A 17,659-nucleotide genomic window follows, 5' to 3' on the forward strand; every position below is an offset into this window, starting at 1 on the left:
AGGCGCGCGCGCCACGCCAGTGACCGGATCGACCAACCAGATGCCCTCGTCATCAGGCGGCCCGCTCCCGCTATTGCCGCACCGAGGCTCGCGTCACCGTCGCCGCGGCAGCGTGAAGGCGATCACCGAGCCGCCCGGCCGCCGCCCGCGATCCTTGCCGCCGCCCGCCGCGATCGCGACATATTGCCGGCCGTCGACCGCATAGGTGGCGGGCGTCGCGAGCCCCGCGGCGGGCAGCTCGGTCGACCACAATAACCGGCCGTTGCGCTTGTCATAGGCGCGGAAACGACGGTCGTAGACGGTCGCGGCGATGAACAGCAACCCGCCGCGCGTGACGACCGCGCCGCCGTAATTCTCGCTCCCCGTCTCTGCCGGTCCGAGCTCGGGATAGCGGCCGAAGGGCACGCGCCACACCCATCGACCGGTGTTGACGTCCAGCGCGGACAAGGTGCCCCAGGGCGGCGTCAGCGCGGGATAACCGTCGGGGTCGAGCAGGCGATGGTAGCCGTCGAACACATAGGGCTCGTCGAAGACCGGCGCTGCCGCGGGCGTGGCGTCGCTCTCGTTGCCGCGCGGCGCCGTACCCTCCCGATCACCCCTCAGGTCGCGCACCAGCGTCGCCACCTGCGCCGGCGACAGCGTGCCGGCGAAGCCGGGCATGCGCCCGCCGCCCTGCGTGATCTGACGCCCGAGCTGCGCCGCGCTCAGCCGTGCGCCGACGTCGCGCAAGCCGGGCACCTGCGGCGGATCGCCCGCGCGATCGGCGCCGTGACAGGCCGCGCAATGGTTGGCATACAGCGCCGCACCCGAGCTGCCCGCCGCGCGCGCCGGGCGCGGCTTCAGTCGCAATGTCCAGGCCATCTCGTTGGCGTTGACGTAGAGCAGACCGCTGTCGGGATCATAGGCCGCCCCGCCCCACTCCGCGCCACCGTCCATGCCGGGCAGCAGCACCGTGCCCTGCAGGCTGGGCGGATCGAACGGGCCGCGATTACGCAACCCGGCGAGTTGCGCCGTCACCGCGGCATGCGCTGCCGGCGTCCGTCGCGTCACGATGTCGGGTGTGAGCCGCTGACGCGCGAACGGCGCGATCCCGGTCGGCATCGGCTGGGTCGGCCACGCCTGCTCGCCGGGCATGTCGCTGGCGGGCACCGGTCGCTCCTCGATCGGATAGAGCGGACGGCCGTCGCGCCGATCGAACACATAGACCAGCCCCGACTTGGTGGTCTGCGCGATCGCGGGCACGCCGCGCACCGTCACCAGCGTCGGCTGCGCCGGGAAGTCGCGGTCCCACAGGTCGTGATGGACGCTCTGAAAGTGCCAGCGCCGTCGGCCGGTGCGCGCGTCGAGCGCGACCAGGCTGTTGGCGTAGAGATTGGCGCCCGCGCGCGTCGGCCCGTAGAAGTCGCGGTCGCCCATCCCGCTCGAGGCCACGGGCAGGAACACCAGGCCGCGCGCGACGTCGACGGTGAGCCCGGCCCAGGCGTTGGCGCCAATCTCGGTCTTCCAGGCGTCGCGCGGCCAGGTCTCGGCGCCGGGCTCGCCGCTGTGCGGGATGGTGTGGAAGGTCCAGCGGATCGCGCCGGTGCGCACGTCGAAGGCGCGGACGTCGCCCGGCGTATGGCCGGTCGAGCCCATGATGATCAGGTCCTCGAACACCGCCCCGGGCGTGACATTGTTGACGGTCAGCTGCGCGTATGGCCGCCCGAAGCCCTCGCGCAGGTCGACGCGGCCGCCGCGGCCGAAGCGCGCGTCGGGGCGCCCGGTCAGCACGTCGACCGAGATCAGCTCCTGACCGAAGGTGAAGAGGATGCGGCGTTCCTCGCCGTCCCGCCAATAGGAGACGCCCCGCAGGCGCTGGCGTGTCGCGACCGGCGCGGGCGCCGGGTCGAAGGCCCAGAGCTCGCGCCCGGTCGCGGCGTTCAGCGCCACGAGCCGTCCCTTGGGCGTGACGATGTACATGCGGCCGTCGACGACGAGCGGGTTGGCCTGCATGTCGGATTGCGAGCCGCCCTCGCCGAACGCGTCGCCGCTGTCATATTCCCACGCCTTCGTCAGGCGAGCGACGTTGCGCGCGGTGATCTGGTCCAGCGCGGAATAATGCGTGGCGGCGGGATCGCCGTGGTAATAGGGCCAGTCCGCGGCGGCCGGCGCCGGCGCGTCGTCGCGCGGCGGCGGCGCCCCGCTCCCCAGAAACAGCGCGCCCGCGAGCACAACCGTCGCTCTCCCTCGCCCGCCCGCCCGCATCGTCGCTCCCCTTGTCGGCCCCTTCTCGGCGACGCGTCACCGTGCATCCAGCGTAGGCGGAGGCGCCACGCCATGTCATCACCCCGTGTGCGCCGGTCGCATCGACTAAGGACCGGCCCCCTCTCCCAAGGATTATGCCGAGCGGGGCACATTCCGCTCGCTCGGTCGAGGCGAGTCCCACCAGCGCTTCGGCGGCACGTGAGCGGCCGCTCAGGCATGGCGTGCAGCAGCTATCGCTGCGGCCCGAGCCGACGTTCGAGGAAGTCGTCGATCAGTGCTGCGATCTCGGCACATCGCGTGTGCAGCGCGAAATGGCCGGCATCGAGCAGGTGGATCTCAGCGTCCGGCACGTCGCGCGCGTAGGCCTCGGCACCGGCAGGCAGAAAGAAGGCGTCATGCCGCCCCCACGTCGCCAGCAGCGGCGGTCGATGCCGGCGCAGATACGCCTGAAAATCAGGGTAACGAGCGACGTTCGAGCGGTAATCGAGGATCAGATCGAGCTGGATCTCGATCGCGTCCGGCCGCTCCAGGAAATGTTCGTCGAGCAGCCAATGGTCCGGCGCCACCGTGCCGTCGGGCGCGCCATGCTCGTGCTGGAAGCGGATCGCCGATGCCGCGAGCGACGCCCGGCACGCCTCCCGGTTCGCCGCACTCGGATCTCGCCAGTAAGCCTGCCACGGCTCCCATTCGCCGCTGAACCCCTCCTCATAGGCATTGCCGTTCTGGGTGACGATGGCGGTGACGCGCTCCGGATGGCGCACGGCGAGGCGAAACCCGATCGGCGCACCATAGTCGAACACGTAGAGGGCATAGCGCTCAAGCCCGAGCGCCTCGACGAAGCCCCCGAGGGTCTCCGCCAGCGCGTCGAAGCTGTAAGGATATCCTCCGCGCGCCGGCGCCTGCGTCAGCCCGAAGCCGGGCAGGTCGGGCGCGATCACGCGGTAGCGCGCCGCCAGCAGCGGGATCAGGTCGCGGAACATGTGGCTCGAGGTCGGGAACCCGTGGAGCAGCAGCAAGACGGGCGCATCTGCGGCCCCCGCCTCGCGGTAGAACATGGTCACATCCCCGACCTGTCGGGTGCGGTAGAAGACAGTCGACATCGAACTCTCCTGATCGGTCGGTCCGAACATATTACCTGCGCCGATCAGCGGAATGCTTGATCCTTGACCATCTCGATTGCAGGATCTGAAACGATGGACCGGCTCGATGCGATGGCCTTGTGCGTGGCAGCAGTGGAGGAAGGCTCGCTCGCGGGCGGGGCGCGCCGCTGCGGTCGCTCGCCGGCCGCGGTAACCCGCGCGGTCGCGATGCTGGAGCGCCTCGCGGGCGAGCCGCTGCTGCTGCGCTCGACGCGCCGGCTCCACGTCACTCCATCGGGTGAGCGCCAACTCGCCGTATGGCGCGACGTCCTCGCCCAGCTGCGCGGCATCGCCTCGGACCAGACCGGCGATGGCCTGAGCGGCCGGATCGTGCTCACCGCCCCCGAATTGTTCGGGCGACTGAAGGTGATGCCCGTGGTCGAGACCTTCCTGACCGAACATCCGGGCGTCTCGGCGCGCGTGCTGCTGTTGAATCGGCTGGTAGACCTGATCGGCGAGGGCGTCGACGTCGCGGTGCGACTGGCGCCGCTATCGGATTCGACGTTGCACGCGGTCCGACTGGGCGAGGTACGAACGCTGCTCTGCGCCGCCCCTGACTATCTAGGACGCCGCGGCGCTCCCGCCACGCCGGCCGACCTGGAGTCTCACGCGTGCATCGGGCTGAACGCCGACGGTGATCGGGAGCTATGGTCGTTCGCGACGCCGGCCGGCCGGGCCCGCTCGGTCAGCGTACGAACTCGCCTCAGCGTCAACAACGCCGGTGCCGCGATCGACGCCGCGCTGCGCGGCCAGGGGATCGTGCGCGTTCGCTCGTACCAGGTGGGCGAACACCTTGCCCGCGGCCACCTCGTCCGCCTGCTTCCCGAGGCGGAGCCGGCGCCAACGCCGGTACAGCTCGTCTTCCACCCCGAGCGCGCGCGGCGAGGCGCGCTGCGCGCTTTCATCGATCACGTGACCCCGGCGTTGCGCCGGTCTTTCGTCGCGTGAATCGAGCGGGAAGGGTCACGGCGGTGCGGCCGGCCGTACCACGGTTCAGCCGTCGCTCACGTGGCGACGCGGGCGCATCGCCCGATCGCCGGCCACGCTCAGGTGCAACGATGCCCGACGAGGCGTGATCCTCGACGTCCAGCCCGCGCGACGCTTCGTCTTCTCCGACATTGCGGCAGGTTGTTCGCACCTGACACGATGATGGCGCAACCGCCCCGCTCGGCTTACCGGTCGAGCCGCACTTCAACTACACTGTCGGCGCCGTTCTCGCCGTCCTTAGATAGGGTCGCGCCCAGCCCAGACCGGCGAGCGTGCCCGCCGCGGGGACATATTCGCAGCCGATCCAGCCGCCGTAACCGAGCGAGTCGATGTGCGGCAGCAGCCAGACATAGTCGATTTCGCCCGTGCCGGGCTCGTGTCGTCCCGGGTTGCCGGCGATCTGGATGTGGCCGATCCGCGGCAGCAAGCGCTCGATCGAGCGCGCCACGTCACCCTCCGAGATCTGCAGGTGGTAGACATCGAACAGCAGCTTGACGTTGTCGCGCGCGACGGCGTCGATCACCGTTAGCACCGCGTCCGAGCGATCGTAGAAATAGCCGGGCACGTCGACGCGCGTGTTGATCGGCTCCAGCACCAGCGTCACCCCCGCCTCGGCGGCGCGATCGGCCGCGTCCCTCAGCCCGGCGACGAGCGCGCGCGTCCATTCGGCGCGGTCGGCGTCGGCGGGGATCTTGCCCGCCATGGCGTGGAGCGTGGTGCACCCGGTCGCGCGCGCATAATCGAGCGCGAGCGTCACGCCGCGCGAGAACTCGTCGGCGCGTGCGGGGTCGGCGGCGAAGCCGCGCTCGCCCGCGGCCCAGTCGCCCGCGGGCAGATTGAACAGCGCGACGGCGAGCCCGTTCTGCTCTGCCGCCGAGGCGACGTCGTCCGCGCTCTCGCCATAGGGCGAGACGAACTCCACCGCCGCGAAGCCCGCATCCGCCGCGGCGGCGAAGCGATCGAGGAACGGCAGGTCGGTGAACAACATCGAGAGGTTGGCGGCGAGACGGATCATGCACTCTCTCCCGGCAGCACCAGCACTGCCCTGAAATCGTTGACGTTGGTACGTGTCGGGCCGGTGACGAGCAGGTCGCCGATCGAATCGAACAGCGTCGCGCTGTCATGCCCGGCGAGCCGGGCCGCGGCATCATGCCCCATGGTGGCCGCGCGCGCGATCGTATCGGGCGCGACCAGCGCGCCGGCGGCGCGGCTGGCGCCGTCCTCGCCGTCGGTGTCCGCCGCGATCGCCCACACGCGCGCATCACCGTCGAGCGCGCAGGCGAGCGCGAGCGCGAACTCGGTGTTGCGCCCGCCGCGGCCGTGATCGCCGCCGTTGAGCGTCACGGTGGTCTCCCCCCCGGACAGCAGCACGGTCGGGATCGCCACCGCGCGCGCCGCCAGCCGCGCCATCTCGCGCCCGAGCGCGTGGCTCTCGCCCTCCAGATCGTCGCCGAGCACGACCGGCTCGATCCCGAGGTCGCGCGCCGCCGCCGCCGCCGCCGCGAGCATCCCCGCTGGCGTGCTCGCCAGCCGCACGTCGGGCGGCTCGGTCGCGGGCGGCGCGGGGAGAACGCAGCCGAGCCGCGCCGCCACCGCGGGCGGCAACCGCTCGCCGAGCAGCGCGATCACCGGGGTGAGATCGATCTGCGCGGTCGAATCGGGGACCGACGGCCCCGAGGCGATGGCGGCGACGTCGTCGCCGGGAATGTCGCTGATCGCGATGGTGACGACGCGGGCGGGCCTCGCCGCCGCGAGCAGCTTGCCCCCCTTGATCGCGGAAAGTCGACGCCGCACCGTGTTCATCGTCCGAATGTCGAGCCCCGAGGCGAGCAGCAGGCGGCTCACTTCCTGCTTGTCGGCGAGGGTGATACCCGGCGCGGGCAGCGCCAGCACCGACGAGCCGCCGCCGGAGATCAGCACCAGGGCGAGGTCCTCCGCGCCGAGCCCCTCCACCGCGGCGAGCACCGCGCGCGCCGCCGCCTCGCTCGCGGCGTCGGGGACCGGATGCGCCGCCTCGCGCACCGCGATCCGGCCCGCCGGCATCGCATAGCCATAGGGTACGACGACCACGCCCGAGAGATCGACGTCGCCCCACGCCGCGTCGACCGCCGCGGCCATCGCCGCCGCCGCCTTGCCCGCGCCGACGACGACGCAGCGCCCGAGCGGCGGCGCCGGGAGATGGCGTGGCAGCACCCGCGCGGGATCGGCGCTCGCCACCGCGACGTCGAACAGCCGGCGCAGCGCGGCGCGCGCGGCGGCATCGTCCCAGCCGCGGTCGAGCGGCAGCGACGCCGCGCTCACGCCAGGTCCACCGCGACGACCTCGTGGAGCGCGACCCGGGGCACCTCGACGATCAGACGGTCGCGGTCGCGGCGGAAGCGCGCGTCCTGCTCGGCCTCGAGCAGCCGCACCCGCGCGGGCGTCGCGCTCGGCGGCAGTCGGAGCGTCACCTGATATGGCCCGGCGGGCAGCACCTCGCGCATATAGCCGCGCATCGCCATCGGGTTGGTGAGGTTGACGAGATGCGCCGCGAGCGAGCGTCGCTGACGCCAGTAGGCGATGTCGAGCAGTCCGGGCCCGCTCACCTCCAGCGGCGGCGCAGAGTCGCTCGCCCAGCGCACCGCATTGGCGAGCAGGGTGAGGTGATCGCCGGTCGAATTCTCCCAGAAGGTGCGGTCGAGATCGAACGGGAAATAGACCACGCGGCCTCTCCCAAATCGGCCCGCGAACACCATCGGCGTGTCGGTCTGGCGCGTCGCGGTATAGACCTTCTCCATTGGCAGGTCGGGGTAGCTCGGCACCAGCGTGAACGGCGCGGGCGCGGCGCCGGCGCGCGCGCGAACGTGGACCCGCCGGGTGCCCCCCATGATGCGCGGCGTATCGTCCAGACCCGCGGTGAGCGGGTGCGGCCCGCGCACGCTGAGGTAGCTGTTGGGCACGCGCTGGTCGACGCGACCGGCGAAGTCGCAGCCGAACAGGTCGGCGAGGCCGAAGTTCGCGCGCCGCTTGCCCCATTCGTCGTACAGCGAGGTCTCGTGCGTCGCCACCAGCGCGCCGCCGCGCTCGACATAGCCGCGCAGCGCGGCGCATTGCGCGTCGGACAGAGCGGCGATGTTGGGCAGCACGATCGCCTGGTAGCGGTCGATCGCGGCCGGCTCGAGCAGCCGCTCGTCGACGAAAGCGAAGGGCACGCGCGCCTCGACCAGCGCCTGGTAGAATCCATTGACCGCGTCGTCCGATCCGCCGCGGAGCGACTGAGCGTCCTGCGGCCCGCCCGCGCCGCCGCCGACCGGCTCGGCTACATAATAGGTCGAGGTCTGCGCGGAATGCAGCATCGCCACGCGCGCGAGATTCTCGGTGTTGCGAAAATAGGCCTCGTGGCGCGCGTGCCACGCGTAGGAATCGGCGACCGCGGGCACCCAGCGCTTGTCGAACACCTCGGCCTTGAACTTGGTCATCCATGGGCGAAAGCCGTGCGCCAGGCCGTCGTGCAGATAGGCGCGAATCTCGGTGGGCGCCTGCACCGAATCCATGAAGCGATAGGGGGTCGCGGTCTCACCCACCGCGAAGATGCCGCTGACCGGGCGGTCGGGCATCAGGCAGGCGGTCTCCTTGGCGCTGCGACCGTTGAGCCAGGCGGGCGCGTTGCCGCTGCGCGCCTGGCGATCGGCGAACAGCGCGCGCGCGGTGCGGCGGAGCCGACGCGGATCGAGCCGACCCCAGGTGCCCGGCGTGAAGAAGGCGCGCGGGTTGGCGGCGGTGACCGTCTTGTTCCAGGCGTCGAGCTGCGCGTAGCGGACCTCGTCGTCCCACACGAGATAGGCGCGCACCGCGGGATCGGCGACGTCGGTGAGCGCGGCCGGGATGGCGCGACCGCTCGCGGCGCGGAACTTCGTGGTGCAGACGTCGCAGTGACAGATCCCCGCGCTGCCCGCCCAGCGATTGCCGAACACCCCGTCCACCGGGTAACGCGAGACGATCTCGCGCAGCACCTGCGGCATCCACTCGAACGTCACCGGCCCGTTGGGGCAGGTGAGGTACAGTTCCGGGTCGGCCGGGTGGCGCTTGGGCTGGCCGCTCGCGTCGCGCGCGACCCAGCCGGGTTGCGCGGCGAGCACGTCGGCGCGCATCGCGTGCGGATCGACACGCGCCAGCACGCGGATGTCCATCGCCTTCGCCTCCTGCACCAGCTCGCCGAACATGTCGCCGCCGCCGAGGAAGGGGCTGCGATAATGGTGCGGCACCTCGGTCGGGTAGAAAGCGGTGACGCCGCCGGCGCTGAGGCACACGCCCTGCGTGCGCGTGCGGCGCAGGAAGTCGAGCCAGAACGCCTTGTCGTAGCGGCCGGGATCATCCTCGGTCGCGCAGATCTGCACCCAGCGCATCGGCTCCCATTCCCACCCGGCGCCGGGAGCCTGCGCCTCCCCGGGTGCCGCCGGGGCCGCCGCCACCCCGAGCGCGGCGGCACCGCCGATCACCGCACGGCGGTCCAGCACCGGACCCCGGGCTTCGCTCTCGTCCATGTTCCTCTCCCCATCTGGAATAGTGGCTAATCTTTCTTACCATGGCCCGCAAGGGTGAAGAATCGCCGGGTAGAATGTTGCACGTCGCTACATTCGTGCGACCGGAGCCGGGTCGAACAAAGCGCATCATGTAAATGATTTTGGCTAACTCAACTATCCAATTGATCAGCTTGTGGCACTGTCCTATCCAATCGGCCCGACGCCCACAGGCGCGGGGTCAGCGAGGGGAGAAGGACATGTTCCACCAACAGGTGACGCCCGTGGCGGGTGCGCTGCTGCCGTCCTTCCTCGTCGCCGCGCTGCCGATCGCCACCGTGCTCCTGCTGCTCGGCGTGCTGCGACGCCCGGCGTGGCAGGCGTCGCTCGCCGGCCTCGCGGTCGCGCTGCTGCTCGCGGTGATGGTGTGGCGATTGCCCACCGGCCTCGCGCTCAACAGCGTCGCCGCCGGCGCCACCTTCGCCGCCTGGCCGGTGATGTGGATCGTGCTCAACGCGCTGCTGCTCTACAATGTCGCGGTCGCCTCGGGCAGCTTCGCGGCGTTCAGCGCCTGGATGGTGCGGCACCTGCCCAACGACCGTCGCGTGGCGCTGATCGTCATCGGCTTCTCCTTCGGCTGCCTGCTCGAGGGCGTCGCCGGCTTCGGCACGCCGATCGCGATCACCAGCGCGCTGCTGGTCACGCTCGGCTTCCCCGCGGTGGAGGCGATCGTCTTCACCCTGATGTTCAACACCGCGCCGGTCGCGTTCGGCGCGCTGGGATCGCCGATCATCACGCTCGGCGCGGTGACCCAGCTGCACGACGTCGCGCTGGGGGCGATGGTCGGGCGCCAGCTACCGCTCATCGCGCTGCTGCTGCCCTTCTACGTCATCGCGGTCTACGGCGGCGTGCGCGCGGTGCGCGGCGTATGGCCGGTGCTGCTGGTCGCGGGCGGGTCGTTCGCGACGATGCAGTTCGTCTCGTCGAACTTCCTCGGCTACGCGTTGACCGACGTGCTGTCGTCGCTCGCCTCGCTGATCTGCACGCTGGTGTTCGTCAAGCTGTGGCGGTTCGCGCCCGATCCCGCCTTCGCGCTGCGTCCGGCCGAGGACCTGCCCGCCGCCGCCGGTGCCGGGCTGAAGGGCTGGCTGCCGTGGATCGTGCTCTCGGTGACGGTGATCCTGTGGGTGCACCTGAAGGTGAGCGCGCTGGGCGAGTTCAAGCTCGACTGGCCGGGGCTGCACGAGGCGATCTTCATCACCACCTATGGCAAGGCCTATGCCGCGGTTTGGTCGTTCCAGCCGCTCGCCACCGGCACCGCCATCCTGGTGGCCACGATCATCACCGCGCTACTGGTGCGGCTGACGCGCGCGCAGCTCGCCGCGGCGGCGCGCCAGACGCTGCGGCAGATCCGGCTGCCGCTGGCCACCACGATGACGATCGTGGGGCTGGCCTATCTGATGAACTATTCGGGCATGGCCTATACGCTGGGGGTCGGCGTCGCCTCGGTGGGGCCGCTGTTCCCGCTGCTGTCGGCCTTCCTCGGCTGGCTCGCGGTGTTCCTGTCGGGCAGCGACACGTCGGGCAACGCGCTGTTCGGGAACCTGCAGGTGGTGGCGGCGCGCCAGCTCGATCTCGATCCGGTGCTGATGGCGGCGACCAACGCCTCGGGCGGCGTGCTCGGCAAGATGATCTCGCCGCAGAACATCGCCACCGGCACCAGCACCACCGACTGCCGCGGCCACGAGGGGACGATCCTGGCGCGCACCTTCAAGCACAGCGTGGCGCTGACGCTGCTGCTCGGCGTGATCGTGATGGTGCAGCAGCACCTGCTGCCGGGCTTGATCCCGGGCTGACGGCACGGCGGTGCCGCGGATCGGCGGCGCACCGCTTCGGCGCTAGACCTCCGCCGCGCCGCGCCGCCGCGGCGCGACGATGTCGCCGCGGGCGAGCCGCCGGATGCTCGCTTCCAGCCGGCGTTCCGCCTCCTGGATCTCGCGCTGGGTCCGCATCGCGGTGGTCATGTGAAGCCGCGCCGCGGCGCGCGCCGCCTCGATCTCGCCCGCCATGATCGCGTCGTAGATCGCCTGATGCTCGCGCAGCTGCGAGTCCTTCTCGCGCCGATGCTCGTAGAGGTTCTTGCGGTTGAGATAGACGTTCGAGCGCAGGATGCCCTCGATGCTGCGCATGAAGTGCAGCATCATCAGATTGTGGCTCGCTTCGTAGATGGCGAAGTGGAACTCGGCGTCGGTGCGCGCGATCTCGTCGACGTCCTGCGCCTCGTGCGCCGCCACCATCGCGGCGAAGCAGCGCGTGATCGCCTCGCGGTCGACCGGGGAGGCGCGCTCGGCCGCGAAGGCGGCGGCAGCGGCCTCCATCTCGGCGCGCAGCTCGAGACAGTCGAGCCGCGCCTCGGGCGTGTCCATCAGCTGGATCAGCGGGTCGCGCAGGCTCTTGCCGATCTGGTCGCTGACGTATGCGACGCCCTGCGCGTTGGTGGTGAGCAGGCCGGCGGCGATCAGCTTGTCCAGCGCCTCGCGCAGCGAGGGGCGCGATACGTCCAGCTTGGCGGAGAGCTCGCGCTCCGACAGCAGCCGCTCGCCCGGGCGCAACGCCCCTTCCAGGATCATCTGCTGGACATGCTCGGCGATCGCGTCGGCCAGCTTGGCGGGGCGGAGCGAGGGCGCGTTCATCGGGAAGAGCCTGGCAGCATGGCAGGAATATAGCGCCGCGCGAGGCGTGCCGGAAGGACGAAGGCTCAGGCGGTGAGCAGCACCGCCTCGAAGGCGCGCACCGGCGGGAGCGCGAACCACGAGAAGCCGCCGCGGCGCTCGCCGGTGATCGCCTGCCCCGCCACCAGCGCGCGCGCGCCGCGCGGCGTGCCGCGTACGCCGAGGCGCAGGCCGTGCAAGGCGGGCGGGTCGACGTAGCGCGTGTCGCGCTGGCCGGCATAGTTCACGACGGTGATCAGCGCCGCGCCGTCGTCGCGCGCCAGCGTCATCAGCTCGACCGGCCCGTCCCCCGCGAGCACGTAGCGCGGCGCCGGCTGGCCTCGCGCCACCAGCGCGGCGATCAGCTCGCGATGCGCGGCGAGCCCGTCGCGGTGATAGTGCCAGCCGATCCACCACGGCACGTGGATCGCCTCGCCACGACCGTGCGCCAACGCGGCGACGCCGGGGTCGCGTCGCGCCGGATCGCCCGGCACGGCATAGCTGAACTCGGGCGGGCCGTAGCGCTGGTCGGGCGCGAAGCGCATCAGCGCCGCCGCGCCAGGGCGCGACGTCCCGCCGACATAGTCGCCGTCGAGGGGCACGCGGCCGGCGACACGGATCGTCCCCAGCTTCGGATCGAGCGTCCAGCCCTCCGCCGCGCGCGGCGCTGCGTAGCGCGCCAGCGGGAAGGCGGCGAGCGGCACCGTCGCGCGCGCGCGGCCGCGCTCGTCGTAGCCGCCCAGCAGCCCGGTCGCGATCAGCGTGCCGCCGCGTGCGACGAAGCCGTCGAGCGCGCGCGCCTCGGCGTCGGACAGCAGCATGACGTTGGGGCAGAGGATCACGTCATAGCCGGCGAGATCGTCGCCGCCGTCGGCGACGCGCGCGTCGCTGATCAGGCGGAACGGCACGCGCGCATCGACCAGCGCGCTGTACAGGCCGCGGAACTCGCTGGTCTGCCGCGCCGCGTGCGGCGTCATGCCGGCGCGCCGCGCCGTCGCGCCCGACTGGTAGAGGCCGACGCGCGCGTCCGCCGCCATGCCGGCATAATGCGCGGCGTGGGCGGCGCGCCAGTGGAACAGCGCGGAGACCGGCGGCAGGTAGCCGGGGTCGTCCTGGTCCGCGAGCGTGCCCATCAGGTACAGGTCGAGCTTGGCCCCCGCCCCCATCGCCTGAGCGAGGCGGTTGGCGTGATAGGCCGCGCTCTCGGTCACCTGCCGCCAGGGATAGTCGACGTGCGCGGTCGAGGTCGACGACCAGGGTGTGCCGGGCGCGCGCGCCAGCGCGGCGCGGCATTGTTCGCCCGACTGGTGCGCCCACTCGGGCGCGGCGCGATCGACGCGGCGCTGCACCTCGCCGCGCCCGACCTGCTCGACGCTGTCGTGCTGCGCGATCGGGATACCGGGCGCGAGCCGGGCGACATGCGCCACGATGCGCTGGCGCAGGTCCTCCGAGGTGCGCGCCTGGAAGTCGAGATAGTCAGGCCACGCCGGGTCGGCGAAGCCCTCGCGTGCCGGCAGGGCGCGGCCGTACATCGCGCGGAAGGCCGAGGCGCAATTTTCGCAGACGCAGATGCCGTGATCGACGTTGGCGTAATCGGTGCGCGGATAGCCCGTCATGTTGAAGAACAGGCCATCGGGCCGGTAGCGCGTCAGCCCCTCGCTGAGCAGCTGCAACCCATAATCGCGCGCCCAGCCGCCGTTGGGGCACGCCTGATAGGTCCCCGCGAAGGTACGCGGCGTGCCGTCGCGGTTGCGCATGAACCAGCCGGGATTGGCATCATAGGCGGGCTTCATCGCCTTGGAGAGATCGAAGCGGCCGACATAGGCGAGCCCCTCGGCGCGGGCGGCGTCGATCATCGCGCGGACGAAGTCGCCGCGCAGATAGGGGTTGCGCCGCTGGTAGCGCAGCACGGTCGGGTAAAAAGCGACGATGCCGCCGATGTTCGAGACGATCGTGTTGCCGCCGAACGCACGCACCGCGCGCGCGATCGTGCGCGGATCCTCGCGCGCGTCGACCTCGCGCAGGTTGGTCTGCACGATCCGATAATCGCCCTCCCACCAGCGCCGCGGATCGAAGGTCGGGACGCGCGCCACGGCGCCGGGCGCCGCGTCCGCCGCGCCGGCGACACCCAGCCCGGCGAGCGACAGCGCCTGGATCACGCCGCGCCGCGACCAGCGATCGGCCGGCGCGCTCACGGCGCCGCTCGCGCGATCTCGTGATCGGCCAGCGCCTCGAGCGCGCGCACCAGCGCCGAATGGTCCCAGTCGGCGCCACCGCGCGCGACACAGGCGCTGAACAGCTGTTGCGCCCCCGCGGTCCCCGGCAGTGCCAGGCCGAGCGCGCGCGCGCTGCCGAGCGCCAGGTTGAGGTCCTTCTGATGCAGCGCGATGCGGAAGCCCGGCGCGAAGGTGCGGTCGATCATGCGCTGGCCGTGTACCTCAAGCACGCGGGAGGCGGCGAAGCCGCCGAGCAGCGCCTCGCGCACCTTGCCGGGATCGACCCCGGCCTTGGCGGCGAACAGCAGCGCCTCGCCGACCGCGGCGATGTTGAGCGCGACGACGATCTGGTTGGCCACCTTCGCCACCTGCCCGGCGCCGACCTCGCCCACCAGGGTGATGTTCTTGCCCATCGCGCCGAACAGCGGCTTCGCGCGCGCGAACGCCGCCGCGCTGCCGCCGCACATGATGGTGAGCGAGGCTGCCTTGGCACCGACCTCGCCACCCGACACCGGGGCGTCGACATACTCGCCTCCCGCTTCCGCGACGCGCGCGGCGAAGTCACGCGTGGCGATCGGATCGATCGAGCTCATGTCGATCACCAGCGTGCCTGGTCGCAGCCCGGCGACGACGCCATCGGCGCCGAAGAGCGCGCGTTCGACGTCGGGCGTGTCGGGCAGCATCAGGATGACGGCCTCGACCGCCGCGGCGAGCGCGCGCGCGCTGGCGCACACCGTCGCGCCACCTGCGACAAGTTCCTCCGGCGCCGGGGAGCGATGCGGCGCCAGCCAGAGCTGATGCCCCGCCGCCTGAAGGTGCCCGGCCATCGGCCGTCCCATGATCCCGGTGCCGATGAACCCGATCCGCATCGTCTCTCTCCTTCTTAGGCGGGCATGATCAGAAGCGCAGCCGCGCGCCGACGCCGACCACCCGCCCGCGCAGGTCGTGATATTGCGACAGCGTCGCCAGCGCGACCGTGATGCTCGATTCCGCCAGCAGCGGCGGAGCGGTGTCGGTGAGGTTCTCGACCTTGGCGTAGAGCTGCAACCGGTCGGTCACGTCATACTGCACCGACATGTCGGTGTAGAGGAACGCCGGATAATGGTTGCGGTTGAGATCGAGCGGGCCGAACGCATTGTCGAACGTGCCCGGCCCGATATAGTTGAACAGCACGCGCAGGTTCAGCGGCCCCTGATCGTACAGGAAGGTGGTCGACCCGCGCCACTTGGGCGTGGCGAAGCCGCCCTGCAGCTGCCCGGCGGTGTCGACCTGACCGGTCGCGGTCGAGGAGATCAGCCGGTCGACATAGGTGGCCAGCGCGCGAGCGGTGAATCGCCCGGCGAACAGCGGGAAATTGTAGCTCGCCTCGAAGTCGATGCCGCGCGTCTTCAGCGTCTGTGCGTTGAACGAATTGGCGTTGACCTGGGTGATCGCGCCGCTCTCGTCGCGGATCACGCCCTGGCAGAAGATCGGGTCACCGCGGCCGCAGCGGTCCACCACCTCCTGCTGTCCCGGCGTGATGATCGCGTCGCGCAGGTCGATGTCGTAGAAGTCGGCGGAGAGCTGGAGCCGCGGGATGAAGGCGGGCTGGAGCACGATGCCGCCGGTAAGGGTGTACGCCGTCTCCGGCCCCAGCTTGGGGTTTCCGCCGATCAGGAAATTGACGTTGGCGGTGCGGTTGGTGAGAAAGTCCGTGACCGTGCCGATGCGGATATTGGCTTGCGCGAACAGGTCGTTGATCCGCGGCGCGCGAAAGTCGCGCGAGTAGGTGCCGCGCAAGCGGACGCTGTCGTTGATCGCGTAGTTGAGGCCGACCTTCCACACCCCGGTCGACCCGACGGTGCTGTAGTCGACGAAACGGCCGGCGAGGTCGAGGTCGAGGTTGCGCGCGAAGCCGGTCTCGCGCGCGAGCGGGATCGAGATCTCGCCATAGCCCTCCTTCACCTCGAGCTTGCCGTAGTAGGAACCGAACGTGCCCTGGCGCCAGCCGTTGACGTCGGAGACCGGGTCCGAGCGGTTGTCGACCGAGTCCCGGCGATATTCCGCGCCCAGCGCGACCTTCACCGGGCCGGCCCAGGTGTCAAACAGGTCGCCGGAGACGTTCGCGTTCGCGATCGCGCTCTGCGAGCGCGAGTCCTGCCGCGAGGTGCCGAGCACGTAGGCGTTCACCTCCGGCGTGAGCGCGTCGATGCCGAAGATGTTGGCGGGCACGCAGCCGTTGCCGGGACTGGTCAGCGTCGATCGGCACACCACCTGGCCCGACGGACCGACCACCGGGTCGAGCGCCAGCGCCCATTTCGCCTGGTCGCGATTGTTGCGGCCGAGGATCAGCGAGCGCGCAAAGGTATAGCTGCCGCCCAGCTGCCACTTCCACGTCTCGCTGAGCTGGCCGCTGAGGCCACCGCTGACGCGGTAATAGCTGTTCTCTGTCGAGTTGAGGTTCCGCCCCTGCTCGGGATTGTAGCGGCCGACGCGGATCGTCGTGAGATTGTTCGCGATCATCGCGTCGCGGATGTTGGCGGGCAGAAAGGCGTTGTCTCGGCGGACCGTGATGTCGCCGTTGTTGGTGTTGTAATTGCCGGTGCTGCGCGCCAGCGTGTTGGCGGCGAGAACGTCGAGCCTCGCCGACAGGCTCTGCGATACCTCGTAGCTCAGCCGCGCGAAGCCGCTGATCTGCCGCGATGCCACCTGCAGCGGGGCGAAGTTGGGCTGCGGCATCAGCCCCTCGCCCCCCTCCATCCAGACCGTGCCGACGTTGCTGCCCTGCTGGAAGCGCGACTGCGCGCCGCCCTGCCCGAACTGGATGTTGCGCAGCGGCCCCGGCGTGGTGATGACGCCGCCGGCGGTCATCTGCGAGTAGCGCGCGTCGGGCACGATCAGCTGGCGGAACTCGCCGTTGGTCGGCGTGTAGGCCGCGTTGGGGATGAAGGTGACGCCGCGGCGCCCCCACTCGCGCGCGCCCTGGTAGATCACGTCGGGCTGGTCGAAGTAGGAAGCGGCGGCGACGAAGCGCCCGCGTCCGTCGCCGAACTTGCCGCCATAGATCGCGCTGGCCGACACCTGGCCGAGATCGCCGTGGGTGGAGACGTTGTACTGCGCGTCGATCTTCCCGCCCTGGACGTTGTCCGCCAGGATGAGGTTGACCACGCCCGTCACCGCGTCCGACCCGTAGACGGACGAGGCGCCGGCGGTGACGATGTCGAGCCGCGCCACCAGCGGCGCAGGGATGATGTTGATGTCGAAGCCGTTGGCGATCGGGCTGCTGTCGAGCACGCGCTGCCCGTCGATCAGCAGCAGCGTCCGCGTCGAACCGAGCGCGCGCATGTTGAAGGTGGCGAGACCGAGGTTGCGCCCGCTGCCGTTGTTGCGATTGGGGCGGAGCGCCGGGATGTCGCGCAGCAGGTCGACGACGTTGGTCGCCGCTTTCTGCTCGAGCTGCTGCTCGGTGATCGTGGTGATCGGCGTCGGCGTCTGGAAGGTGGAGCGCGCGATACGGCTGCCGGTCACCACCACGTCGTCGAGCGCCTGCGTCGCCGGATCGGTGGCCTGCTCCTGGCCCGGGTCGGAGTACACCTGCGGCGTAGCGGCCGAAGCGGCGGCGTCGACAGGCGCGACCGCTTGGGCTGCGGCCGCGCCGGCCTGAACCAGCACGAGCGTCGACACGCCGAGTGCGAGCGCGCGCGCGCCCAGGATGCTGCTCATATCCCCTCCATCAGATGGTTGTACCATCTCTCGCGTCTTCTAAGCTATGGATAGAATATATTACCACTCTGTCCAGTGGTTAATATGCCATACCGTACAGCCATGTTTCGTCACGAAAGGCGCGCGGATGTTTACCGTCGGGGAGACTCTCGGTTATGGAC

General features: G+C 70.9%; 11 protein-coding genes. 2 read left to right on the plus strand and 9 right to left on the minus strand.

Going from position 1 to position 17,659, the window contains the following annotated elements:
* Nucleotides 1-93: 93 nt before the first annotated feature.
* The gene (locus KZ820_RS06065; RefSeq protein ID WP_219747674.1) at nucleotides 94-2,211 is read right to left on the minus strand and encodes an outer membrane protein assembly factor BamB family protein; all 2,118 of its coding nucleotides are present in this window, start codon (nucleotides 2,209-2,211) and stop codon (nucleotides 94-96) included.
* 263 nt (nucleotides 2,212-2,474) lie between these two features.
* On the minus strand, nucleotides 2,475-3,344 hold the full coding sequence (locus tag KZ820_RS06070) for an alpha/beta fold hydrolase (RefSeq protein ID WP_219747675.1): 870 nt from the start codon (nucleotides 3,342-3,344) through the stop codon (nucleotides 2,475-2,477).
* A 93-nt stretch (nucleotides 3,345-3,437) separates the two neighbouring features.
* Between KZ820_RS06070 and KZ820_RS06075 the strand changes: the two genes are divergently transcribed.
* Nucleotides 3,438-4,331: a LysR family transcriptional regulator gene (locus KZ820_RS06075; protein WP_219747676.1), complete on the plus strand. Its 894-nt coding sequence runs from the start codon at nucleotides 3,438-3,440 to the stop codon at nucleotides 4,329-4,331.
* A 247-nt stretch (nucleotides 4,332-4,578) separates the two neighbouring features.
* On the opposite strand, the gene otnI is transcribed toward KZ820_RS06075, so the two are convergent.
* Genes otnI through KZ820_RS06090 form a run of 3 tightly spaced genes read right to left on the minus strand, consistent with a single transcriptional unit; the run spans nucleotide 4,579 to nucleotide 8,893 of the window.
* On the minus strand, nucleotides 4,579-5,385 hold the full coding sequence (gene otnI / locus KZ820_RS06080; protein ID WP_219747677.1) for a 2-oxo-tetronate isomerase: 807 nt from the start codon (nucleotides 5,383-5,385) through the stop codon (nucleotides 4,579-4,581).
* On the minus strand, nucleotides 5,382-6,671 hold the full coding sequence (locus tag KZ820_RS06085; protein WP_219748176.1) for a glycerate kinase type-2 family protein: 1,290 nt from the start codon (nucleotides 6,669-6,671) through the stop codon (nucleotides 5,382-5,384). Before KZ820_RS06085 ends, otnI begins: the two co-directional genes overlap by 4 nt.
* On the minus strand, nucleotides 6,668-8,893 hold the full coding sequence (locus KZ820_RS06090) for an alpha-amylase family protein (protein WP_258047752.1): 2,226 nt from the start codon (nucleotides 8,891-8,893) through the stop codon (nucleotides 6,668-6,670). Before KZ820_RS06090 ends, KZ820_RS06085 begins: the two co-directional genes overlap by 4 nt.
* Nucleotides 8,894-9,129: 236 nt before the next feature.
* Here KZ820_RS06090 and KZ820_RS06095 point away from each other — a divergent pair, with 236 nt between their 5' ends.
* Nucleotides 9,130-10,725 carry an L-lactate permease gene (locus KZ820_RS06095; protein ID WP_219747679.1) on the plus strand — a complete coding sequence of 532 codons (1,596 nt, stop codon included), beginning with the start codon at nucleotides 9,130-9,132 and terminating at the stop codon, nucleotides 10,723-10,725.
* 42 nt (nucleotides 10,726-10,767) lie between these two features.
* On the opposite strand, the gene KZ820_RS06100 is transcribed toward KZ820_RS06095, so the two are convergent.
* The 4 genes from KZ820_RS06100 to KZ820_RS06115 form a co-directional block, all read right to left on the minus strand.
* Entirely contained in the window at nucleotides 10,768-11,562 is a 795-nt protein-coding gene (locus KZ820_RS06100) for an FCD domain-containing protein (RefSeq protein WP_219747680.1), read from the minus strand.
* 65 nt (nucleotides 11,563-11,627) lie between these two features.
* Nucleotides 11,628-13,775, minus strand: coding sequence for a beta-galactosidase trimerization domain-containing protein (locus KZ820_RS06105; RefSeq protein WP_219747681.1), 2,148 nt, complete (start codon nucleotides 13,773-13,775; stop codon nucleotides 11,628-11,630).
* Entirely contained in the window at nucleotides 13,772-14,665 is an 894-nt protein-coding gene (locus KZ820_RS06110; protein ID WP_219747682.1) for a 2-hydroxy-3-oxopropionate reductase, read from the minus strand. Before KZ820_RS06110 ends, KZ820_RS06105 begins: the two co-directional genes overlap by 4 nt.
* A 28-nt stretch (nucleotides 14,666-14,693) precedes the next feature.
* The gene (locus KZ820_RS06115; protein ID WP_219747683.1) at nucleotides 14,694-17,498 is read right to left on the minus strand and encodes a TonB-dependent receptor plug domain-containing protein; all 2,805 of its coding nucleotides are present in this window, start codon (nucleotides 17,496-17,498) and stop codon (nucleotides 14,694-14,696) included.
* Nucleotides 17,499-17,659: the final 161 nt, after the last annotated feature.

Source organism: Sphingomonas citri (assembly GCF_019429485.1).
Classification (GTDB): domain Bacteria; phylum Pseudomonadota; class Alphaproteobacteria; order Sphingomonadales; family Sphingomonadaceae; genus Sphingomonas; species Sphingomonas citri.

Bases quoted from the DNA above. Each gene is read 5' to 3' on its own strand.
- KZ820_RS06070 (WP_219747675.1), bottom strand. From the start codon at position 3,344: ATGTCGACTGTCTTCTACCGCACCCGACAGGTCGGGGATGTGACCATG.
- KZ820_RS06075 (WP_219747676.1), top strand. From the start codon at position 3,438: ATGGACCGGCTCGATGCGATGGCCTTGTGCGTGGCAGCAGTGGAGGAA.
- otnI (WP_219747677.1), bottom strand. From the start codon at position 5,385: ATGATCCGTCTCGCCGCCAACCTCTCGATGTTGTTCACCGACCTGCCG.
- KZ820_RS06090 (WP_258047752.1), bottom strand. From the start codon at position 8,893: ATGGACGAGAGCGAAGCCCGGGGTCCGGTGCTGGACCGCCGTGCGGTG.
- KZ820_RS06095 (WP_219747679.1), top strand. From the start codon at position 9,130: ATGTTCCACCAACAGGTGACGCCCGTGGCGGGTGCGCTGCTGCCGTCC.
- KZ820_RS06100 (WP_219747680.1), bottom strand. From the start codon at position 11,562: ATGAACGCGCCCTCGCTCCGCCCCGCCAAGCTGGCCGACGCGATCGCC.
- KZ820_RS06110 (WP_219747682.1), bottom strand. From the start codon at position 14,665: ATGCGGATCGGGTTCATCGGCACCGGGATCATGGGACGGCCGATGGCC.
- KZ820_RS06115 (WP_219747683.1), bottom strand. From the start codon at position 17,498: ATGAGCAGCATCCTGGGCGCGCGCGCGCTCGCACTCGGCGTGTCGACG.